This is a genomic window from Planotetraspora sp. GP83, assembly GCF_041262585.1.
In the GTDB taxonomy this organism is placed as follows: domain Bacteria; phylum Actinomycetota; class Actinomycetes; order Streptosporangiales; family Streptosporangiaceae; genus JAOEGB01.
Genome location: NZ_JBGCBZ010000039.1, coordinates 1 through 21,486, shown reverse-complemented (window position 1 = coordinate 21,486; position 21,486 = coordinate 1). Strand labels below are relative to the sequence as shown.

The window sequence follows — 21,486 nt, the reverse complement described above, 5'->3', positions numbered from 1 at the left end:
CCCCGCGGGGGCGGCTTCACATTCCCCATTGCTCCTCTGGTTACCGCCGAGTATCGTCCAGAGTTGAGCACTGCTCATATTCGCGCGCGTGAGCACCTCCCATCCGTCCCTTCACCCCCCGATTAGCGAAGGGAAGTTCCCCCATGCACGCGCGCCTTCGCCGGGCGGCCAGGCGAGCGGTCACCACCGCCGCCGCGATCGCCCTTCTCATCGCCGGCCTGCCGGCCACGCCCGCCTCGGCGGCCCCCTACTACCCTCCGGACGACTACTGCCTCGGCCAGTGCGCCGACGTGCTGCCGCCCGGTCAGAACGGCAACGCCACACTCGTCGACATCCTGGGCAACCAGGGCTTCGGCACCTACCCCCGCCACAGCGCCGACCAGCTCGGCAAGTACGCCAACCTGATCTCCGGGTACACCGGCCTCACCGACGACCAGATCACCGCGTTCTTCAACGACAGCGGGTTCGGCGTGCCGGCCGGCCAGGTGGAGAGCACGGTCAGCCCGCGCTCGGACGTCACGATCGTCCGCGACAAGGCGACCGGCGTCCCGCACATCACCGGCACGACCCGCGCGGGCACGATGTACGGCGCGGGCTACGCGGGCGGGCAGGACCGCCTCTGGCTGATGGATCTCATGCGGCACGTCGGCCGGGGCGAGCTGACCCCGTTCGCGGGAGGGGCCAAGGGCAACAGGGACCTGGAGCAGAGCGTCTGGCGCAACTCCCCCTACACCGAGGCCGACCTCCAGGCGCAGATCGACCGCCTCAAGAACTCGGGGCCGAAGGGCGCGCAGCTCTACTCCGACGTCCAGAACTACGTCGCCGGGATCAACGCGTACATCGACGCCTGCATGGCCGGCCGCAACTGCCCGGGTGAGTACGTGCTGACCGGGCATCTCGACTCGATCACCAACGCGGGCGGGCCGGTCGACTTCACCATGACCGACCTCATCGCGATCGCCGGGGTGATCGGCGGCCTGTTCGGCGGCGGTGGCGGCGCCGAGATGCAGTCGGCCCTCGTCCGGGTCGCCGCCAGAGCCAAGTACGGCACGGCGGCGGGCGACCAGATGTGGGCGGCCTTCCGCCAGCAGAACGACCCGGAGACCGTGCTGACCCTGCACAACGGCCAGAGCTTCCCGTCGGGGGCCACGCCCGCCGGCGCCACCGGGGTGGTCCTCCCCGACGCCACGACGGCGCCCGTCGACATCACCGAGAACGAGACGGGGACGGCGACCTCCGCCACCACGGCCGGCACGAGCGCGCTGACCGGCCTGACGGTCGACAATTCGCAGCCGAGCATGTCGAACGCGATCGTGGTCTCCGCCGCGAAATCGGCCGGCGGGCATCCGATCGCGGTCTTCGGCCCGCAGACCGGCTACTTCTCGCCGCAGCTGCTGATGCTGGAGGAGATCTCGGGACCGGGCATCCGGGCACGCGGGGCCGCGTTCTCCGGGCTCAACCTCTACGTGCTGCTCGGCCGGGGCACCGACTACGCCTGGAGCGCCACCTCCAGCCTGCAGGACATCACCGACACCTACGCCGTCACCCTCTGCGACCCGAACGGCGGAACGCCGACGACGGGCTCGAACCACTACCTCCACCATGGCGTCTGCACCGCGATGGAGACGCTGAAGAAGACCAACTCGTGGAAGCCGAGCACGGCCGACTCCACCGGGGCGGGCTCCTACGACCTGGTGATCAAACGGACGAAGTACGGCCTGGTGACGTGGCGCGGCACGGTCGGCGGGGTCCCGACGGCCTTCACCACGCTCCGCTCGACCTACCAGCACGAGGCGGACTCGGCGGTCGGGTTCCAGATGTTCAACGACCCCGGCGAGATGGGATCGGCCGCGGCGTTCCAGAACTCCGCATCCAAGATCGGGTTCGCGTTCAACTGGTTCTACGTCAACTCGGCCGACACGGCGTACTTCATGTCCGGCAACGACCCGGTCAGGTCGGCGGTCTCCGACCCCAACCTCCCGATGGCCGGTGACGCCGCCCACGAGTGGGCCGGATTCGACCCGTCGACCAACACGGCGACCTACGCGGCTCCGAGCACCCACCCGCAGGCGGTCAACCAGGACTACTTCGTCAGCTGGAACAACAAGCAGGCCAGGGACTACGGCGCGGCCGACGGCAACTTCAGCTTCGGGCCGGTTCACCGCGGCGACCTGCTCGACGCCCCCGTCAAGGCGGCGCTGAGCTCGGGGACGCTCGACCGCTCCGGAGTCGTCAAGATCATGGCATCGGCCGCCACGACGGACCTGCGCGGCTGGAAGGTGCTGCCCAACCTCCTGCGGGTGATCAACAGCAGCGCGGTGGCCGACCCGGCCCTCGCCTCGGCGGTGTCCAAGCTCTCCGCGTGGGCGTCGGCCGGCGCCAAGCGGGCCGAGACCTCCCCCGGCAGCAAGACCTACGCGAACGCCGACGCCATCCGGATCTTCGACGCCTGGTGGCCGAAGCTCGTCAGGGCCGAGTTCAAGCCCGGCCTCGGCGACGGGCTCTACCAGTCGCTGATCAACACGCTGCAGATCAACGAGTCGCCCTCGGGGCACCAGGAGGACGACAAGTCCAACCTGGCCACCTCGGCCAACGAGGCGCAGACCCACAAGGGCTCGTCGTTCCAGTACGGCTGGTGGGGCTACGTGGACAAGGACATCCGGGCCGTGCTGGGCGACCCGGTGGGCGCGCCGCTGCCGGCGAGGTTCTGCGGCGACACCGTGGCGGCCTGCCGTACGGTCCTACTGAACAGCCTGTCGGCGGCGCTGGGTGAGGCGGCGACCACCACCTACCCGGCCGACGACGCCTGCTCGGCGGGCGACCAGTGGTGCGCGGACGCCATCCGGCAGTCGCCGCTCGGCGGCATCAAGCACTCGCTGATCTCATGGCAGAACCGGCCGACGTACCAGCAGGTCGTGTCCTTCCCCGCCCACCGGGGGGACACGATCTCGAACCTGGCGCTCACTCGTACGGCGAGCGCGTCCAGCACGCAGGGCTCCTACACGGCGGACAAGGCGGTGGACGGCGACCCGACGACCCGCTGGGCGAGCGGCTGGAGCGACAGCCAGTATCTGCAGGTCGATCTCGGCACGGCGAAGACCGTCGGGCGGGCGATCCTCCGCTGGGAGTCGGCGTACGGCTCGTCGTACAAGATCCAGACGTCGTCCGACGGGAGCACCTGGACCACGGCGTACTCGACCACGACCGGCAACGGCGGCGTGGACAACGTGACGTTCACGCCGGTCAACGCCCGCTACGTCCGCATGCAAGGGGTCAAGCGCGGCACCTCGTACGGCTACTCGCTGTACGAGCTCGAGCTCTACACCTCGTGAAACATGGAGTGAAATGTAGAGAGTGAGCGGAACATGGATGATCATGCACAGGTTCCTGGGATGACGCCTCCACCAGCACTGCTCTCATGACGTGATCATGCACGCCTTCCGCGTAGACCCTTGAGACCTGGCCCTTTGCATTTGGTGATCATGCACTGTTGACAGTGCATGATCACCAAAGAGCAACGACCTGGTTGGCCGTACAAGGCGGAGTCCATGCATGATCACGCACCAAGTCCGTGCTGGTTAGCATGCCCCACGCGGAACCTGTGCATGATCACGCGCGAGGGGGTGGGTCAGGCGCCGCGGAGCTGGGCTCCGGTGCGCGAGCCGGCGAGGGCCACTGCGGCGTCGCGGGCCGCGGTGGTCTCCTCGGCCGTGAGCGTCCGGTCGGGCGCCCGGAAGCGCAGCGTGTAGGCAAGGGACTTGTTCCCCTCACCCACCTGCTCACCCGTGTAGACGTCGAACAGCCGGATCGACTCCAGCAGCTCTCCCGCTCCCTCGCGGAGCGCCGCCTCCACGAGCGCGACCGGCGTCTCGGCCGCGACGATCAGCGCGACGTCCTGCGTGGCCACCGGGTAGGCGGACACGGCCGGCGTCTGCGCCGGCTCGGACGGCACGAGAAGCGACAGCTCCAGCTCCATGGCGGCCGTGCGCGGGGGCAGGCCGTACGCCTCGACGACGCGCGGGTGCAGCTCTCCCGCATGGCCGAGCAGGGTCTCCCCGACGTACAGCGCGGCGCACCGGCCGGGGTGCCACGGCTCGTGCTGGTCAGCCTGGATCCCGAGCTCCAGCCCGGCCTCGCGGGCGACGGTGCGGGCGGCCTCGATGGCGTCCGCCCAGGACGCCTGACGGCCTGCGCCCCACCAGCCGGACCGCTCGAACTCGCCGACGAGGACCACCGCCACCCGGACCGGCTGCCTGGGCAGCGCGGTCTCGATCTCGGCGAGTTCCTCCGCCGTCGGCACGCGATCGACCGGGAGCACCGGGGCCTTCGCCGGCGCGTCCGGCTCCGGCCGGTAGACCAGCCCGGTCTCGAACAGCGCCACGTCGGCGAAGCCGCGGCCCACGTTGCGGACCAGGGTCTTCAGCAGGCCCGGCAGCAGCGTGGTCCGCATGTACGGCTCGTCCTCGCTCAGCGGGTTGACCAACCGGGTCGCCCGCCTGCGGGGGTCGCCCTCGGGGAACTGCAGGTTGTCGAGGTCGCGCACGCCGATGAACGGATACGACAGCACCTCGACGTACCCGGAAAGCGCCAGCGCCCGGCCCACCCGCCGGCGCAGCCGCTGCCCCTCCGTCAGCCCGGCCCCGGCCGGAGCGGCGGGGAGGACCGACGGCAGCCGCTCGTACCCTTCGAGGCGGATGACCTCCTCGGCCAGGTCGTTCGGGTCGGTAAGGTCCGGCCGCCAGCTCGGCGGCGTGACCGTGATCAGGTCGTCGCCGCGCACGGCCAGCTTGTCGGCCAGGTCGCCGCTCGACACCACACCGGTGGCCGCGACCCCGCGCCCGCCTCCAGTCTGGCCGCCCTCGGACGGGGCGACGACCCCGTCCACCACCGTGCAGCCCACCTGCTCCAGCCGGCGGATCACGGTCTCCCGCCCGTACGGCACGCCCGCGACGCGGTCGGGGTGGCCGGCCGGGATGGTGATCCTCACCGGGGCCACCTCGACCTCGGCGTGGGTCACCCCCGGCTCGGCCGTGGCTCCTCCCAGCTCGACGAGGAGCTGTACGGCACGCCACGACGCGGCCAGCGGAAGCTCCCGGTCGACGCCGCGCTCGAACCGCTTGGACGCCTCGCTCACCAGGTTGTGCCTGCGGGACTCCCGCGCGATGCCGGTGGCCGAGAAGTGCGCCGCCTCGATCACGATGTCGGTCGAGGCGCCGGAGATCTCGGTGTGCAGGCCGCCCATCGTGCCCGCCATCGAGATCGGGCCCGAGTCGTCGGTGATCAGGATGTCGTCCTCGTGGAGCTTCCTGACCACGTGGTCCAGCGTCTCCAGCGTCTCGCCCGGAAGGGCCCGCCGTACGACGATTCCGCCGGACAGGCGGGACCGGTCGAAGGCGTGGAGCGGCTGGCCGAGCTCCAGCATCACGTAGTTGGTGATATCCACGGCCAGCGAGACCGGCCGCATGCCGGCGCGGGCCAGCCGTACCCGCATCCAGAGCGGGCTCTCGGCGGCGGGGTCGAAGCCGGAGACCGAGCGCAGCACGAACCGGTCGCAGGCGGTCGGGTCGGCGATCGACGCCGGCCACGACTCACCGGCCTCGGTGGGCGACTCGACCGCCGCGGGGTCGCGGAACGGCACGCCGAACGCGGTGGCCGCCTCGCGGGCGACGCCGCGGACCGACAGGGCATAGCCGATGTCCGGAGTGATCTCCAGCTCCAGCACGTCGTCGCGCAGGCCGAGCAGCTCGACCACGTCCGCGCCGATGGGCGTGTCGTCCGGCAGCAGGAGGATGCCGGGCGAGGAGTCGGCGATGCCCAGCTCGGCCTCCGAGCAGATCATGCCGTCCGACAGCCGGCCGTACGTCTTGCGGGAGCCGATCTCGAAACCCCCGGGAAGGACGGCGCCGGGCAGCGCCACCGGGACCACGGCGCCCACGTCGAAGTTGGTGGCCCCGCACACGATCTCGCGCGGCGTGGCCTCCCCGACCTCGACCTGGCAGTGCCGAATGGACTTCTTGAACCCGGCCAGCTCCTCGATCTCGAGGACCCGGCCGACGACCACGTTCTTGATCTCGTGGCCGTGCGAGGTGATCGACTCTAGCTTCAGGCCGGCGGCGGTGAGCCTGTCCGCGACCTCCTGCGCCGTGACGGCGGGGAGATCGACGTACTCCCGCAGCCATGAAAGCGGGACCTTCATCAGACCTCCATTCCGAACGGCAGGGTGAAGCGGATGTCGCCCTCGACCATGTCGCGCATGTCCTCGGCGTTGTGGCGGAACATCAGTGTCCGCTCGATGCCCATGCCGAAGGCGAAGCCGGAGTAGACGGCCGGGTCGACGCCGCACGCGATCAGCACACGCGGGTTGACCATGCCGCAGCCGCCCCACTCGATCCAGCCCTCGGACTTGCACGTGCGGCAGGGCGGGTTGCCGGGGACGGCCGAGGAGCCGCGGCAGACGAAGCAGCGCAGGTCCATCTCGGCCGACGGCTCGGTGAACGGGAAGTAGTTCGGCCGGAAGCGGGTCGTGATGCCCTCGCCGAACATCACCTCCGCGAACCGGTCCAGCGTGCCCTTGAGGTGGGCCATGGTCAGGCCCTTGTCCACCGCGAGGCCCTCGACCTGGTGGAAGACCGGGGTGTGGGTGGCGTCGAGCTCGTCGGTCCTGAAGACCTTGCCCGGCGAGATCACGTAGACGGGCAGCGGGCGCGACAGCAGGGCGCGGATCTGCACCGGAGAGGTCTGGGTGCGCAGCACCTTGCCGGAGTCGGTGCTCTCCACGAAGAACGTGTCGTGGTCGGACCGGGCCGGGTGGTCGGGCGCGATGTTCAGCGCGTCGAAGTTGAACCACTCGCCCTCGAGCTCGGGACCCTCCGCCACCTCGTAGCCCATCGCGACGAACGCGTCGGCGACGCGCTCCTGCAGGGTGGTGAGCGGGTGCCTGGCGCCGCGGGGCGCCCGGTCCCAGGGCAGCGTGACGTCGACCGCCTCCTCGATGAGGACGCGCGCGTCGCGCTCGGCTTCGAGCTGGGCCTGGCGGGCGCCGAGCGCCTCGCCGATGGCCTTGCGGGCCGCGCCGATCCGCTTGCCCGCCTCGGCGCGGGCCGCGGGCGGGAGCGCGCCGATCTCGCGGTTGGCCAGCGCGATCGGCGAGCGGTCACCGGCGTGGGCGAGCCGCGCCTGCTTCAGGTCGTCGAGGTCGCGCGCCGCGGCGATCGCGGCGAGGGCGTCGGCCTGCGCCCGCTCGACTTCGTCGGCGTGCAACGGCGTCACCTCGACCGGGTCATAGGTGTTCGACAAGAGAGAGCTCCGTATCCAGGGCAGGCGAGCGCAGGGCGCTCAGCGGGTCGAGTCTAGTGCCCCTCCCGTCAATCTTTGCTCCGAGCAAATCTCGCCGGTCGCGGCACTTCCGATCAGCCCACCGGGCCGTCATCCGCGCGAAGGGAGCTCGGCGAGCTCAGGCGAAGTCAGGCGTGCCGGTGGGCAGGATAAATCGGAAATCCGCGCCCCCGCCGGGTGCGCGCTGCACGCTGATCGTGCCGCCGTGGGCCTCGACCAGGCCCTTGACGATGAACAGGCCGAGCCCGGTGCCGCCCCTGCGGCGCCCGTTGCCCCGCCAGAACTGGCGGAAGACACGGGTGACCAGCTCGGGTGCCACACCCTCGCCCTGGTCACGCACCGACACGGCTACTCCCCACTCGACCGGCTCCATCACTATGGTCACCGTACCGCGTCCGTGCCGCACTCCGTTTTCCACGAGGTTGGCCAGGATCTGGTCGATCTTGTCCTGGTCGAGCCAGGTCTCGGGCAGCTCGCCGCGGACCTCCAGGCGGAACCGTTCCTCGGGCTCCCCCGCGGCCACCCGGCCCGCGATGATCCTGCGGGCCCGCGCCGGCATGTCGACGACCTGCCGGTGGACCTCCAGCCGGCCGGACTCGATCCGGGACACGTCGAGAAGCTCGGTGATCAGCCGGGTGACCCGGTCGGCGTCGGCGTTGACCGTCTGCAGCATGACGAGCTTCTGGGCGTCGGTGAACCGGTCCCATTTCGCGAGCAGCGTCGCGGTGAACCCCTTGACGCTGGTCAGCGGGGATCGGAGCTCGTGTGCGACGGTGGAGACGAGGTCGGCGCGGCTGCGCTCGACGCGGGCCCTGGCCGAGGCGTCCCTGAGCGTCATCACGACCCGGACGACCGGGCCGCCGCGCTCGGGCCTGCGGACGAACCTGACGGCGACGAGTAACTCCTGGCGGCCGGGCAGATGCACCGGGCGCTCCGGCTGCCGGCTGCGGGTCGGCAGGCCGCCGCGCGGGTCGAGCGACTTCCACCAGTCGCGGCCGTCGGGGTCGCGGAACGGCAGGACGTCGTTGATGTGCCTGCCGATCGCGGCCGCCCCGCTCACCCCGGTCAGCCGTTCGGCGGCCCGGTTGACGAGCAGGACGGTGCCGTCGTGGTCGGCCGCGATGAGCCCGTCGGGAAGCTCGTCCACGTCGATGTGCGCACTCCCGCCGGACGCCCCGGTAAGGGCGCCGCCGGGGGTGTCGTCACCTCGCACGAGACTGCCTCCTCGACCCTTGGAAACCCCCCGGAGACCCCGCGGAGACCCTTGGAAACCCGCGAAGCCAGACCCGCGCCGCCCCCACTCGCGCGACTCCATCGCCGACAATAGCGGGTTTCCCGGGACCTTCAGCAGCCTCAGCCGGCCGGGGTGGTGGGTTCTTCCACGGAATGTAAGGTCTGCCGTTGAACCCGCGCGGAAGCGTAGAGGCAGACCGCCGCGGCGGTGGCCAGGTTGAGGCTCTCGGCCCGTCCGTAGATCGGCACCCGGACCACCTCGTCGGCCAGTTCGAGAAGCTCGGGCGGAAGCCCCCACGCCTCGTTGCCGAACAGCCACGCGGTCGGGCGGGCCAGGTCGACGTCGTCGAGCGTCCGGGTGCCCGCCCCGTCGGCGGCGAGGATCCTCAGCCCGGCCTCCCGCGCCTGCCGTACGGCCTGCGCCACGGGGACGCCGGTCACCACGGGCAGGTGGAAGAGGCTTCCCGCGCTGGCCCTGACGCACTTGCCGTTGTAGGGGTCCACCGAGGCGTCGGTGAACACGACGGCGTCGCCCCCGGCGGCGTCGGCCGTACGGAGGACCGTGCCGGCGTTGCCGGGGTCGCGGACATTGGCGAGCAGGGCGACCAGCCGGGAGCCGGGCGGCACGGCCTCGGCCAGCGGGACGTGGACGAACCGGCAGACGGCCAGGAGCCCCTGGGGCGTGACCGTCTGGGTCAGCTCGGCCATGACCTCGCCGCTGGCGCGGAACACGGGGACGCCCGCGGCCGTGGCGGCGGCCACGATGTCGGCGTGCCGCGTCTCCGCCTCGACGGTGGCGAACAACTCGACCGTGACGTCCTCGATGGCCAGGGCCTCGCGCACGGCCTGCGGCCCCTCGGCCAGGAACGCCCTGTCCCGGTCGCGGAAGGCCCGCTTGGTCAGCCTCCGGGCCGCCTTGACCCGCGGCGACCTGATGTTGGTGAGCTCCGCCATGCCTTCCCCATTCCCCCTCGCGGACGACCCCTGAAAGATGAATGAGGGCCCACCGGATGTCGGTGGGCCCTCACTTGAGCAGTGTTACGCGACCGGCGCGTTCACGTCGGACGGGAGCGCCTTCTTGGCGGACTCGACCAGCGTGGCGAAGGTCTGGGCGTCGTTCACCGCGAGGTCGGCGAGGATCTTGCGGTCCACCTCGATGCCGGCGAGACGCAGGCCCTGAATGAACCGGTTGTAGGTCATGCCGTTCAGGCGGGCCGCGGCGTTGATGCGCTGGATCCACAGGCGCCGGAAGGTGCCCTTCTTGTCCTTGCGGTCCCGGTACGCATAGGTCATCGAGTGGAGCATCTGCTCCTTGGCCTTGCGGTACAGCCGCGACCGCTGACCCCGGTAGCCACTCGCCCGCTCGAGGACGACCCTGCGCTTCTTCTTGGCGTTGAGCGCCCGCTTCACGCGTGCCATGTTGTTCTATCTCCCCGGGGTCGTTACTTCGCGAGCAGCTTCTTGATCTTCTTGGTGTCGGCGTCGGACATGACGGCGAGACCCTCGAGACGGCGCGTCAAGGTGGACGACTTCCACTCGTTGTAGTGCGCACGGTTGGCACGGCGGCGAACGATCTTGCCGGAACCGGTCAGCCGGAACCGCTTCTTCGCACCGCTGTGCGTCTTCATCTTCGGCATGTCAGCCGTCTCTCCCTCATTTGTCCGTGCCGACGGGCCGGGCCGGTACCCGAGCCGGCGGCATGCCTGACTCCGCGAGACCGTCCCGGTCTCGGCTTTCCCGTGCGTCGTCTGCTGGCTGTCTGGCCGCTCAGACGGAGTTCGTCACTCGGCCTGAGCGGGCTGCGCCGCGGGCTCGGAGACGGATTCCTCCGCCGCCTGCTCCCCGCCGCGCGCGGCCTTCGCCGCGGCCTTCTCGGCCTTGGCCTCGGCCTTCTTCTTGTGCGGTCCGATCACCATGATCATGTTGCGCCCGTCCTGCTTGGGCTGCGACTCGACGAAGCCGAGCTCGGTGACGTCCTCCGCGAGCCGCTGCAACAGCCGGAAACCGAGCTCCGGCCGGGACTGCTCGCGACCCCGGAACATGATCGTGACCTTGACCTTGTCCCCTGCCTTGAGGAAGCGCACGACGTGACCCTTCTTGGTCTCGTAGTCGTGCGGGTCGATCTTCGGCCGGAGCTTGATCTCCTTGATGATCGTGTGTGCCTGGTTGCGACGGGCCTCGCGCGCCTTCATGGCCGACTCGTACTTGAACTTGCCGTAGTCCATGAGCTTGCACACGGGAGGCCGGGCCGTCGCCGCGACCTCGACCAGATCGAGGTCGGCCTCCTGGGCCAGCTTCAGCGCATCCCCGATGGAGACGATGCCGACCTGTTCGCCGTTCGGGCCGACGAGGCGGACCTCCGGCACACGAATACGATCGTTGATGCGGGGCTCGGTGCTGATGGGACCTCCAAAAGACTTCCGCTCTAGATGCTCGACCGTGCGGGAAACACAGAAAACCCCGCACGTCACGCATGCGGGGTCACAGAGCTCTCCTACCGAAAACTCCGGTGTGATCCTTGACCCGTCCGCCTTCCGGCGGAAACAGGTGGGAGGAGGACCTCCGCTTGCGCGTCCAGCTGGCATGCCGGACCGATCGATGACTTACGTTACCACAACCTCGCCGGACTCCGAACTATTCCTGAGCCGCACGGCGGGCGATCTCGGCCTCGCCGGCGGCCCGCATGGCCTCCACGGGGACGTCGGCACGCCCCGTCATGAGCTCCACCTGCTTGACCGCCTGGTGGAGCAGCATCGGGAAGCCGCCGATGACGGCCCCGCCCCGGTCCCGTACGGCTCTCGCCAGCGCGGTGGGCCACGGCGAGTAGACCACGTCGAACAGGGCGCCCTTGTCGGGCAGGGCCGCGGCGATCTCGTGGGCGAAGCCGTCCGCCGCGCCCGAGGGCAGGGTGGAGATCACCAGATCGCCGTCCACGCCCGACCTGTCGAACCCGTCCAGGGTCCGTACGGCCACCGCCACCCCGAGCCGCTCCGCCACGTCCAGGGTCTCCCCCGCGCGGGAGGCGTTCCGCACGACCAGGGTGACCTCGGCCAGCCCCATCTCGCGGAGGGCCGCCAGGGCGGAGGCGGCCGTCGCGCCACCGCCGAGGATCGTGGCCGCCGAGGGCGCGGCGACTCCGGCCTCGGCGAGCGTCTGGACGATCCCGTAGACGTCGGTGTTCTCCCCGTGCCGGGCGCCGTCCCGGAAGACCACCGTGTTGGCGCCGCCCACCTCGACCGCCAGGTCGGACACCGTGTCCAGCAGGGGAAGGACCGCCCGCTTGAGCGGCATCGTTAGCGACAGGCCCGCCCATTCGGGGCCCAGCGACTCCATCAGGGTGGCCAGGTCCCCCTCGGCGCACTCGATCGCGTCGTAGCTCCAGTCCCCGAGCCCCAGCCCGGCGTACGCCGTGCGGTGCAGGATCGGGGAGAGCGAGTGGGCGATCGGCGAGCCGAGGACGGCGCCCCGGGCTCGACCGGGACGCGGGCCGGTGCCGCGGTGCGGGCCGGTCATCCGTGGTTCCTGTTGAACTCCTGGCGGAGCTTCCAGAACTCCGACTCCTTGTCGGTGAACTTCGTGATGCCCTTCTGGGGGTCGACGGTCACGAACCAGAGCCAGGTGCCGTCGGCCGGGTGCAGCGCGGCCTCGATGGCGTGGTCGCCGGGGTTGGTGATCGGGCCGGGAGGCAGGCCGAGGCGCTTGTAGGTGTTGTACGGCGAGTTGCTCTGCAGGTCGGCGTTCGACGCGGCGATGCCGTACTTGCCGAGGCCGTACATGAGCGTGCTGTCCATCTCCAGCTTCATCTGCGGGTTGCGGGTGAGCCGGTTGTAGATGACCCGCGCCACCTTCGCCATGTCGCCCTGGTTGCCGGACTCGGCCTGGACGATGCTCGCGATGGTGATGATCTCCCTGGGGGTCCGGCCGATCTGCTTCGCCTTGCCTTCGAGATCGATCCGCTCGGCGGTCTGGTTGAACCGGTCCACCATCGCCGTGAGGATCTGGGCCGGGGTCTGCTTGGGGCTGACCTCGTAGGTCGCCGGGAAGGCGAAGCCCTCCAGCCGTCCCTTGGCGTACTTCGGCAGCCCGATGTCGCCGCGGGCCGCCTGCTTGAACTCCTCGACCGGCTTGCCCGTGGCGGTGGAGAGCTCGGTGAAGATCTTGCTGAGCCGCAGGCCCTCGCGGATCGTCAGCCGGTTGAGCACCCGGTTCTTCGGGTCGAGCAGGGCGACGGCGGAGGCCGCCGACATGCCCTTGCGCATGGTGTACTCGCCCGGCTGGAGCGAGGAGCTCTTCCCGGCCGCGCCGATGGCGTTGACGAACGCGCGCGCGCTGGCCACGACGCCCTGCTCCTCAAGGGTCTGGGCGACCTCGGAGGCGGAGGCCCCCTCCTTGATCTCGATCACGACCTCCCCGGACCCCTCTCCGGTGAAGTCCTTGGGGATCACCACGTCGCGCACCCAGTTGAACCCCAGGTAGCCCACGCCGCCGAGGACGCCGATGATCACCACGATGGCGAACAGCGTCGCGGCGAACCCCTTCCGGCGCTGCCGCTTGCGCCGCCTGCGGCTACGGCGCTGCTGGCTGCGGCTGCCACGGGTCCGGCGCGGAGGTCCGTCGTCGTCCTCGGCGCCCAGCAGGAAGTCCATGTCCAGATCATTCATAGTGCGCTGGCCAATCTCCCGGTAGGACTGGCCCCGCGTCAAGCGAGTGCGCCAAACCGAGGGGTGTTCCGGCGTCGCGGAGTCGCTGGCCCCGGGGCGCCCAACTCAGTTCGCCCCGAGATTCCTGTTCAGCTCTTCCCGATATTTCAGGAACTCCGTCTCTTTGTCAGTGAATTTGGTGATTCTATGGCGTGGATCCGTGGTGACAAACCAGTACCAATCACCTTTTGCGGGACGAAGCGCCGCCATCAGGGCACTCTCCCCCGGGTTCGCGATCGGCCCTGGAGGCAGCCCCGCGCGCGCGTAGGTGTTGTACGGCGAGGCGACCTTGGTGTCCTGCTGCGAGACCTTGAGCGTGTGCCTGCGGAGCGCGTAGTTGACCGTGCTGTCCATCTCCAGCTTCGCACCCCGCTGGAGCCGGTTGTAGATCACTCTAGCGATCTTCGGGAACTCGGAATCCTGGCCGCCCTCCGCCTGGATGATGCTGGCCACGGTCACCACCTCCAGGGGCGTCAGGCCCCGCTCGGGTGTGACCTTCCCGAGGCCGACATGCCGGGCGGCCGCGCCGAACCGGGCGATCATGTTCTTCAGCAGATCGCGGGCCGTCGCCCCCGGCTCGACCTCGTAGGTCGCCGGGAACAGGAAACCCTCCACCTTGCCGTCGGCGTAGGCCGGCAGGCGCAGGCCGGAGGGCTCGGCGACGGCCTTGGTGAAGTCCGCCAGCGGGATGCCGGATCCGGCCGAGAGCGTGGTCAACACCTCGGAGGTCCGCAGGCCCTCCGGGACCGTGACCCTGCGCACCACCCGTGATTTCGGGGCCAGCAGGAGATCGAGGGCCGAGGAGGCCGCCATACGGCGCTTCAGGCGATAGCGGCCGGGCCGGAGGCTGCCCTCCTTCGACCGCTCGACGACCGCCTGGACGAACGACTGGGCGCTCGCCACCACACCCGCCCGCTTGAGGGTCTCCGCGATCTCACCGGCGCTGGCTCCGGGACTGATCTCGACCGTGACGGCGTCCGAGCCGGCGCCCTCGAAGTCCTGTGGCCCCGGAGCCGGCCGCAGGAAGGAGTAGACGCCGAACACGACCGCGGCGGTCAGCAGCGCGGCGCCTCCGGCCACGACGGCCGGTGCGCGGCTCACCTGCCGGTCCCGCCGCTCGCTTCCTCGCCGGGCGCGCCGCCCGGCGGTCGCACCGGTTGACCGGGCGGTCTGCCCGTGGCTCTCTCCCCGTCGAGCGCGGCCTGGAGCAGCACGACGGCCGCCGCCTGGTCGATGACGCCGCGCTGGTTTCGCGCCTTCACTCCGCTGGACCGCAGCCCCTGCTGCGCTGTCACCGTGCTCAGCCGCTCATCCACCATCCGGACCGGGGTGGGCGACAGCCGTACGGCGAGCTGGGCGGCGAAGGCCCGCGCGGCCGCGGCGGCGTGGCTCTCCCGCCCCGACAGGGACGTGGGGAGCCCGACGAGGACCTCGATCGCCTCGTGCTCCGCGGTGATGGCCGCGATCCTGTCCAGGTCGCCCCGGCCCCGCTTCACGGTCTCGACGGGCGTGGCCAGCAGCCCCGAAGGGTCGCTGCGAGCCACGCCGATCCGGACCGATCCGACGTCGACGCCCAGCCTGACGCCGTGCCTCATGGCGCGATCTCCACCTGCCGGGAAGCCGTCAGGAGAGAGAAGAGGAGATCGTCTCCTCGACCGCGCGCAGCGCGTCGCCGATCGCCTCCGGACGGGCTCCGCCGCCCTGCGCCACATCGTCCTTGCCGCCACCGCCACCCCCAAGCGTCCTGGCGGCGACGCCGACCAACTGCCCGGCCTTCAGACCGCGCTCGCGTCCCGCCTCGTTGACCGCGGCCACGACGACCGGCCGGTCTGAGGGCACGCCGGACACGACGACAACCGCCGCGCGGTCGCCCGGGAACCGGCCGCGCACATCGAGGGCGAGTTTACGCAGGTCGTCCGGGGAGGTGCCATCAGGCGCGCGGTGCGTCACCACGGAAACGCCCTGGATGTCGCGGGCCCCGCCGGCCAGCTCCCCGGCGACGGCGAGCACCTGCGCCGACCGCAGCTTGTCGAGCTCCTTCTCCGCGGTGCGCAGCCGGGTGACGATGCCCTCGATGCGCTCGGGAAGCTCCTCGCGGCGGGTCTTGAGCTGCTCGCTGAGCTGGGCGACCAGCACGCTCTCGCGGGCGAGGAAGCGGAAGGCGTCGAGGCCGACGAGAGCCTCGACCCGGCGCACGCCCGCGCCGATCGACGCCTCCCCGAGCACCTTGACCAGGCCGAGCTGGCCCGAGCTGGCGACATGGGTGCCGCCGCACAGCTCACGGGAGTAGTCGCCCACTTCGACGACGCGCACCTCGTTGCCGTACTTCTCGCCGAAGAGCGCGAGCGCGCCCATCGCCCGGGCCTCCGCCTGGGAGGTGTAGTACGCGTTGACCTTGAGGTCGTTGATCAGGACGGCGTTCACCTCGTCCTCGACGTCGCGCAGGACAGTGTGCGAGACCGCCCCGGCCGCCGTGAAGTCGAAGCGGAAGCGGCCGGGCGAGTTCTCCGAGCCCGCCTGGGCCGCCGACTCGCCGAGCGCGTTGCGGAAGCCCCGGTGGACCAGGTGGGTCGCGGTGTGGCTGCGCGAGATCGCGCGGCGCCGCTCCAGGTCGATCTCGGCGTGCGCCTGGTCGCCGATCCGGATCTCGCCCGTGCGGACCTTGCCCCGGTGCACGACGAGCCCGGCAACCGGCGACTGGACGTCCACGACCTCGACCTCCGCGCCGTCCGTGCGGATGACGCCCTGGTCGGAGAGCTGGCCGCCGCCCTCGGCGTAGAACGGGGTGCGGTCCAGGACGACCTCCACCGTGGTGCCCGCGCCCGCCGCCGGAACGGCCCCTCCGTCCACGAGCAGGCCGATGACGCCCGCCTCGGCGGTGGTGTGGTCGTAGCCCAGGAAGTCGACCTTGCCGGCCTTCTCCAGGATGTTGCTGAAGACGGAGATGTCCGCGTTTCCGGTCTTCTTGGCCGCCGCGTCCGCCTTGGCCCGATCCCGCTGCTCCTTCATGAGCCGGCGGAAGCCCTCCTCGTCGACCTGGAGGCCCTGCTCGGACGCCATCTCCAGGGTGAGGTCGATCGGGAAGCCGTACGTGTCGTGGAGCTGGAACGCCTCGGTCCCGCTGAGGGTCGGCGCGCCCTTGCGCTTGGTCTCCTCCACGGCCGCGTCGAAGATCGCCGTGCCCGTGCGGAGCGTGCCGAGGAAGGACGTCTCCTCCGCGTCGATCACCGTGTGGATGTTGGCCGCGTCCGCCTTGAGCTCGGGGTACTGCTGGCCCATGACGTCGATGGTCACGGCGGTGAGCTCGTGCATGTACCGCTCCTCGCCCGCGCCGAGCAGGCGGAGGTTGCGGATCGCGCGGCGGAGCATGCGGCGCAGGACGTAGCCCCGGCCCTCGTTGGAGGGCAGCACGCCGTCGCCGACGAGCATCACGCCCGCGCGCATGTGGTCTGCCACGACGCGGAGCGAGACGTCGGAGCGGTGGTCGCGGCCGTACCGCGACTTGGTCAGCTCCGCCGCCCTGTCGAGAATCTTGTAGGTGGTGTCGATCTCGTAGATGTTGTCGACGCCCTGCAGGATCGCCGCCATGCGCTCCAGGCCCATGCCGGTGTCCACGCTCTTGGCGGGCAGGTCGCCGGAGACGTCGAAGTCGACCTTGCTGCGGACCGCGCTGAGCTGGAACTGCATGAAGACGTTGTTCCAGACCTCGAGATAGCGGGTCTCGTCGGCGACCGGGCCGCCCTCCTTGCCGTACTCGGGCCCGCGGTCGTAGTAGATCTCGGTGCAGGGGCCGCCCGGGCCGGGCACGCCCATGTGCCAGTAGTTGTCCGCGAGGCCGCGGCGCTGGATGCGCTCCACCGGCAGGCCGACCTTCTTGTGCCAGATGTCGAAGGCCTCGTCGTCGTCGAAGAAGACGGTCACCCACAGCCGGTCCTCGGCGAAGCCGAAGCCGCCCTGGGACTCGGGCCGGGTGAGCAGCTCCCACGCGAACGGGATCGCGTCGTCCTTGAAGTAGTCGCCGAACGAGAAGTTGCCCAGCATCTGGAAGAAGCTCGCGTGCCGGGTGGTCTTGCCGACCTCGTCGATGTCCAGCGTCCGCATGACCTTCTGCGCGCTGGTCGCCCGCTTGTACGGCGGCTTCTGCTGGCCCAGGAAGTAGGGCTTGAACGGGACCATGCCCGCGTTGACGAGGAGGAGCGTCGGGTCCTCGGCGACCAGGCTGGCCGAGGGCACGACGGTGTGCCCGCGCTCCTCGAAGAAGCGCAGGAAGCGGCGGGCGATCTCTGCCGACTCCATTTCAGCGGCCATCCTTTACGTCGTCGTGTCTGCTGAGAGTGGTTCTGTCAAGACTGGTTTGTTCAAGACTGGTTCGTTCAACACTGCCGAGGCCGAGACCGGCCCGCAACTCGGTTTCCCTGCTCGCCGAGAGGCGGCGCACGTCCTCGGCGAAGTCCCTGAGCTGGTCCGCGAGCGTCACCGCGCGATCGGCCGCGCGCCTGGCGACATGGTCGGGGCGCAATGACTGAAGCTTACGCATCGTCCAGACCGCCAGGTACGCGCCCAGGGCCATGTAGAAGAGCCGCCGGATCACCCGCGTCGCCTCCCGGCGCCGGCGCCGCGCCGCTCGGACGGGGCGCGCATCCTGGGAACGGCGGGCCGTTCGGCCCCCTGCGTGACGGGCGCGCTCCGGGCCGGGCGCCGCCGTCGCCCGGCGATCGCCGCGCGGATGCCGTGGCCGAGCGCGGAGATCTTGATCACGGGACCGGTCAGCAGCGCGGAGGCGACACCGGTGATCTTCACCATGTCGCCGCTCACGTCGCGCATGTTGTGGGCGATGGCCTCGACCGTGACGAGCTGGCGGTTGGTCTCGGAGACCGTCTGGCTCACGTCCTCCAGCAGCGGCACGACCCGGTCGCTCAGCTCCGCCACCGTCTTGGTGGTCTCGGCCAGCAGGCGCGCCAGCCTCACCAGCACGACGGCCATGAAGCAGACCAGGATCGCCCAGAACATGGCGACGATCAGGCCCGCGACCTCTCCCGCGGTAAGCATGTGCCGATCTCCCTAGATCACCGGAGCTGGAATGGCAAGACCCTATCGCGAACGCCCTGCCCGCCGATGCCTGCCACACGCCTCCGGAGCCCCATCGGTTCCGGCCTTCCCGCCCGTACGGCGGGCGCTACGTGGTCTTGTCGCCTCGCAGAAAGCCGCGGATCCTGGCCCATCTCTCGCCGAAACGCGCCTCGGCGCCGTGGCTGGTCGGCTCGTAGTAGCGCCGGTCCCGGAGCTCCTCGGGGGCGTAGTCCTGCCTGACCAGGCCGTGCTCGAAGTCGTGCGGGTACTGGTAGCCCTTGCCGTGGCCGAGCTTCTTGGCCCCCGGGTAGTGGGCGTCGCGCAGGTGGCCGGGGACCTGGCCGATGAGGCCGCGCCGTACGTCGTCGGAGGCCGCGCCGATGGCCTTGACGACCGCGTTGGACTTGGGCGCCAGCGCGCAGTGGATCACCGCCTGGGCCAGGTTGATCCGCCCCTCGGGGAGGCCGATGAACTCGACGGCCTGGGCCGCCGCCACGGCGATCTGCAGGCACGTGGGGTCGGCCATGCCGACGTCCTCGGACGCGAAGATGACGATCCGGCGGGCGATGAACCGCGGGTCCTCCCCGGCCTCGACCATCCGGGCCAGGTAGTGCAGCGCGGCGTCCGCGTCGGAGCCGCGCATGCTCTTGATGAACGCGCTGATCACGTCGTAGTGCTGATCGCCCTGGCGGTCGTAGCGAACGGCCGCCTTGTCGACGGCCTTCTCCACCACCTCGACCGTGACGTCGCCGGCCAGCAGGGCCGCGGCCTCCAGGTAGGTCAGCGACCGGCGGGCGTCCCCTCCCGCCAGCCGTACGAGCTGGTCGAGGGCCTCGGGGTGAAGGACGACGCGCCCGTCCAGGCCGCGCGGGTCGGCGACGGCGCGCTCCAGGACCGCGCGGATGTCGTCCTCCGTCAGCGACTCGAGGGTGAGCAGCAGCGAGCGGGACAGCAGCGGCGAGATGACGGAGAAGAACGGGTTCTCCGTGGTGGCGCCGATGAAGGTGACCCACCGGTTCTCGACGGCCGGCAGCAGCGCGTCCTGCTGGGCCTTGTTGAACCGGTGGACCTCGTCGACGAACAGCACGGTCTGGCGGCCGGTCATGCCGAGTTCGCGGCGGGCCTGGTCGATCGCGGCGCGGACGTCCTTGACGCCCGCCGAGACGGCCGACACCTCGACGAACCGGCGCTTGGTGGCGTTGGAGACGACGTAGGCCAGCGTCGTCTTGCCCGTTCCCGGCGGCCCCCAGAGGAACAGCGACATCGGGGCGTCGCTCTCGACCAGCCGCCGCAGGGGCGTGCCGGCCCCGAGCAGATGCCGCTGGCCGATCACCTCGTCGAGCCCTCGCGGCCGCATGCGCACGGCCAGCGGCTCCTGGCTTCTGTGGGCCTCCTCGGCCGCCGAATCGAACAGGCTCTCCACAACGCCGACCCTACCGTCAGGCGGCCCAGACCGCGGTCGCGCCGCTGTGGCCGGTCCGGACGACGTAGTAGCCGACCACCAGGGCCAGCAGGACCGTGGCGGCGGACAGCACGAGCGTGACCGCCCTGGCGGAGGAGGAGGCGGCGGCCCCAGGGTCTCGGCGCGTCCGGGTGACGTAGACCAGCACCAGCGTGACGACGGTCAGGCCGAGCGTGACGAACAGCAGGGGGTCGGCGAACTCCTCGTGTGCGGCGACCGCCGCGGGCGTCTGACCGTGGAACAGCCGCTCCTTGAGGGCGTCGCCGCTCTCCTGCGCCGCGAAAACCGAGACGGGCGCGGCCAGGGCGCTCAGCACGACCGCCCAGTCGAGCTTCTGGCGGAACCGGGGCAGCACGACGTAGCCGATGGCGAGCACCGCGAGCAGCGGCGTCACCATCACCGCCAGGTGGATGATCAGCGGGTGGGCGGGGAGGCCGAAGATCTGGTCGAACATCGTTCATCGCTCCTGTGACGGGGGTTCGAGCGGGCGCTCCTGATAGGGGAGGCGCTTCATCCTGATACGGATTCGGTCAGCAGGAGGTTCCCAGGAAGATCTGAAAGGGAGATGAACGCTGGGCCGGTGATGCCGCAGAAGGTCATTGATACCCATGGGGCGTCTGCTTTACACGGACTCAACGGGATCGCGGATAGAGTGACGCATCGCAGTGGCCAATCAGGGCCAAATCGACGGCAAAGGGAAGGCACAGCGGTGACCGACACTGATCGGCAGAAGCAACCGGCTTCGCGTGTGAGGACGGCCAAGCGCACCACCACCCTCGGCGTGGGGCTTGGTGTCCTCGTGATGGCGGGTGGTCTCGCGGCCTGCGGTGACGGTGCGAAGAAGGGGGCCGAGGCGAGCCCCTCCGCCCCGTCCGCCTCCTCATCGGCGGCGGGCCCTTCGGCGACCCCGTCGGCGCTCCCCACTCCGACCGTGACCGCGGTGCCCACGGACCTGCGGAAGGTCACCTGCGAGTATCGCAAGGACGACTCGGGAAGCCCGGCCAAGTTCGTGGGCTTCCCGCCCAAGAAGCTGAGCGCCCAGGTCATCAAGGCGACGACGATGACGATCAAGACCAACCTCGGCGCGATCGTCATCGACCTGGCCCCAGGTCAGACCCCGTGCACGGTGAACTCCTTCGCGTTCCTCGCGAAGAAGAACTACTTCGACAACACGGTCTGCCACCGTCTCACCACCGTTCAGACGAACGGCCTGGGCCTGCTGCAGTGCGGCGACCCGCAGGCGAAGGGCGACGCCGAGAACCCGACCGACGGCACGGGCGGCCCCGGCTACCTGTTCAACGACGAGAACCTCGGCCCGCAGTACACGCGGGGCGTCGTCTTCATGGCCCAGGGCGGTGAGGACGCCAACTCCAACGGGAGCCAGTTCGCGATCTCCTTCACGGACGAGAACGCCCAGCTTCCGCAGGCGTACACGCCGTTCGGCATCGTCCGGAAGGGCATGGAGATCGTCGACAAGATCGTCAAGGGCGGCGTGAAGACCGCCAGGGACGGCAAGGACATCACCAGCGACGAGGGCGGCTCCAACGCCCCCAAGATCCGCGTGCTGATCAAGGACCTGACGGTCTCCTGACCAACGCCGTTGCGTTTGGCTGTCTGCGGCTGAGTCAAGGGCCTTGAGGACGCGAACGGGACTTCTGGTAGATCAACTTGTGTCGAGCAAGGCGA

At 70.3% G+C, this 21,486-nt stretch carries 18 protein-coding genes; 2 read left to right on the top strand and 16 right to left on the bottom strand.

Translation table 11 applies throughout. The annotated features are described in order from the left end of the window. Window positions 1-143 precede the first annotated feature (143 nt). Window positions 144-3,332 (top strand): penicillin acylase family protein, encoded by a 3,189-nt coding sequence (locus ABH927_RS33220; RefSeq protein ID WP_370028318.1) that lies wholly within the window; start codon window positions 144-146, stop codon window positions 3,330-3,332. Between the two features lie 296 nt (window positions 3,333-3,628). On the opposite strand, the gene ABH927_RS33215 is transcribed toward ABH927_RS33220, so the two are convergent. The 16 genes from ABH927_RS33215 to ABH927_RS33140 form a co-directional block, all read right to left on the bottom strand. Continuing rightward, window positions 3,629-6,196, bottom strand: coding sequence for a phenylalanine--tRNA ligase subunit beta (locus ABH927_RS33215; RefSeq protein ID WP_370028316.1), 2,568 nt, complete (start codon window positions 6,194-6,196; stop codon window positions 3,629-3,631). Continuing rightward, window positions 6,196-7,296, bottom strand: a complete 1,101-nt coding sequence (pheS, locus tag ABH927_RS33210) for a phenylalanine--tRNA ligase subunit alpha (RefSeq protein ID WP_370028314.1) — start codon at window positions 7,294-7,296, stop codon at window positions 6,196-6,198. Before pheS ends, ABH927_RS33215 begins: the two co-directional genes overlap by 1 nt. A 157-nt stretch (window positions 7,297-7,453) precedes the next feature. Beyond that, window positions 7,454-8,548 carry an ATP-binding protein gene (locus ABH927_RS33205; RefSeq protein WP_370028312.1) on the bottom strand — a complete coding sequence of 365 codons (1,095 nt, stop codon included), beginning with the start codon at window positions 8,546-8,548 and terminating at the stop codon, window positions 7,454-7,456. 140 nt (window positions 8,549-8,688) lie between these two features. Beyond that, complete coding sequence (locus ABH927_RS33200) at window positions 8,689-9,522, bottom strand: TrmH family RNA methyltransferase (RefSeq protein WP_370028310.1); 834 nt, start codon at window positions 9,520-9,522, stop codon at window positions 8,689-8,691. 84 nt (window positions 9,523-9,606) lie between these two features. Next, window positions 9,607-9,987 carry a 50S ribosomal protein L20 gene (rplT, locus tag ABH927_RS33195; protein ID WP_261587370.1) on the bottom strand — a complete coding sequence of 127 codons (381 nt, stop codon included), beginning with the start codon at window positions 9,985-9,987 and terminating at the stop codon, window positions 9,607-9,609. Window positions 9,988-10,010: 23 nt separating this feature from the next. Then, window positions 10,011-10,205, bottom strand: coding sequence for a 50S ribosomal protein L35 (gene rpmI, locus ABH927_RS33190; RefSeq protein ID WP_370028307.1), 195 nt, complete (start codon window positions 10,203-10,205; stop codon window positions 10,011-10,013). Window positions 10,206-10,349: 144 nt separating this feature from the next. Continuing rightward, complete coding sequence (gene infC / locus ABH927_RS33185; RefSeq protein ID WP_370028342.1) at window positions 10,350-10,970, bottom strand: translation initiation factor IF-3; 621 nt, start codon at window positions 10,968-10,970, stop codon at window positions 10,350-10,352. 232 nt (window positions 10,971-11,202) lie between these two features. Next, window positions 11,203-12,081: a shikimate dehydrogenase gene (locus tag ABH927_RS33180; RefSeq protein ID WP_370028306.1), complete on the bottom strand. Its 879-nt coding sequence runs from the start codon at window positions 12,079-12,081 to the stop codon at window positions 11,203-11,205. Continuing rightward, entirely contained in the window at window positions 12,078-13,229 is a 1,152-nt protein-coding gene (mltG, locus tag ABH927_RS33175) for an endolytic transglycosylase MltG (protein ID WP_370028304.1), read from the bottom strand. The genes ABH927_RS33180 and mltG (ABH927_RS33175) overlap by 4 nt, the downstream gene beginning before the upstream one ends. Window positions 13,230-13,334: 105 nt before the next feature. Beyond that, window positions 13,335-14,369 (bottom strand): endolytic transglycosylase MltG, encoded by a 1,035-nt coding sequence (mltG, locus tag ABH927_RS33170; protein WP_370028302.1) that lies wholly within the window; start codon window positions 14,367-14,369, stop codon window positions 13,335-13,337. Continuing rightward, complete coding sequence (ruvX, locus tag ABH927_RS33165; RefSeq protein ID WP_370028300.1) at window positions 14,366-14,863, bottom strand: Holliday junction resolvase RuvX; 498 nt, start codon at window positions 14,861-14,863, stop codon at window positions 14,366-14,368. Before ruvX ends, mltG (ABH927_RS33170) begins: the two co-directional genes overlap by 4 nt. A 28-nt stretch (window positions 14,864-14,891) precedes the next feature. After that, a complete protein-coding gene (alaS, locus tag ABH927_RS33160) occupies window positions 14,892-17,564 on the bottom strand; it encodes an alanine--tRNA ligase (protein ID WP_370028299.1) in 2,673 nt (890 codons plus the stop codon). A 1-nt stretch (window position 17,565) separates the two neighbouring features. Then, window positions 17,566-17,859: a hypothetical protein gene (locus tag ABH927_RS33155; protein ID WP_370028297.1), complete on the bottom strand. Its 294-nt coding sequence runs from the start codon at window positions 17,857-17,859 to the stop codon at window positions 17,566-17,568. Next, window positions 17,856-18,317 (bottom strand): DUF948 domain-containing protein, encoded by a 462-nt coding sequence (locus ABH927_RS33150; RefSeq protein WP_370028295.1) that lies wholly within the window; start codon window positions 18,315-18,317, stop codon window positions 17,856-17,858. Before ABH927_RS33150 ends, ABH927_RS33155 begins: the two co-directional genes overlap by 4 nt. 127 nt (window positions 18,318-18,444) lie before the next feature. Further along, window positions 18,445-19,761, bottom strand: coding sequence for a replication-associated recombination protein A (locus tag ABH927_RS33145; RefSeq protein WP_370028293.1), 1,317 nt, complete (start codon window positions 19,759-19,761; stop codon window positions 18,445-18,447). A 16-nt stretch (window positions 19,762-19,777) separates the two neighbouring features. Continuing rightward, window positions 19,778-20,254, bottom strand: a complete 477-nt coding sequence (locus ABH927_RS33140; protein WP_370028291.1) for a DUF2231 domain-containing protein — start codon at window positions 20,252-20,254, stop codon at window positions 19,778-19,780. A gap of 255 nt (window positions 20,255-20,509) precedes the next feature. Between ABH927_RS33140 and ABH927_RS33135 the strand changes: the two genes are divergently transcribed. Then, window positions 20,510-21,391, top strand: coding sequence for a peptidylprolyl isomerase (locus ABH927_RS33135; protein WP_370028288.1), 882 nt, complete (start codon window positions 20,510-20,512; stop codon window positions 21,389-21,391). Window positions 21,392-21,486 lie beyond the last annotated feature (95 nt).

Excerpts from the sequence above, each read along its gene's own strand:
- ABH927_RS33220 (WP_370028318.1), top strand. The coding sequence starts at position 144 with ATGCACGCGCGCCTTCGCCGGGCGGCCAGGCGAGCGGTCACCACCGCC.
- ABH927_RS33215 (WP_370028316.1), bottom strand. The coding sequence starts at position 6,196 with ATGAAGGTCCCGCTTTCATGGCTGCGGGAGTACGTCGATCTCCCCGCC.
- ABH927_RS33200 (WP_370028310.1), bottom strand. The coding sequence starts at position 9,522 with ATGGCGGAGCTCACCAACATCAGGTCGCCGCGGGTCAAGGCGGCCCGG.
- rplT (WP_261587370.1), bottom strand. The coding sequence starts at position 9,987 with ATGGCACGCGTGAAGCGGGCGCTCAACGCCAAGAAGAAGCGCAGGGTC.
- rpmI (WP_370028307.1), bottom strand. The coding sequence starts at position 10,205 with ATGCCGAAGATGAAGACGCACAGCGGTGCGAAGAAGCGGTTCCGGCTG.
- ABH927_RS33180 (WP_370028306.1), bottom strand. The coding sequence starts at position 12,081 with ATGACCGGCCCGCACCGCGGCACCGGCCCGCGTCCCGGTCGAGCCCGG.
- mltG (WP_370028304.1), bottom strand. The coding sequence starts at position 13,229 with ATGAATGATCTGGACATGGACTTCCTGCTGGGCGCCGAGGACGACGAC.
- ruvX (WP_370028300.1), bottom strand. The coding sequence starts at position 14,863 with ATGAGGCACGGCGTCAGGCTGGGCGTCGACGTCGGATCGGTCCGGATC.
- alaS (WP_370028299.1), bottom strand. The coding sequence starts at position 17,564 with ATGGAGTCGGCAGAGATCGCCCGCCGCTTCCTGCGCTTCTTCGAGGAG.
- ABH927_RS33150 (WP_370028295.1), bottom strand. The coding sequence starts at position 18,317 with ATGCTTACCGCGGGAGAGGTCGCGGGCCTGATCGTCGCCATGTTCTGG.
- ABH927_RS33140 (WP_370028291.1), bottom strand. The coding sequence starts at position 20,254 with ATGTTCGACCAGATCTTCGGCCTCCCCGCCCACCCGCTGATCATCCAC.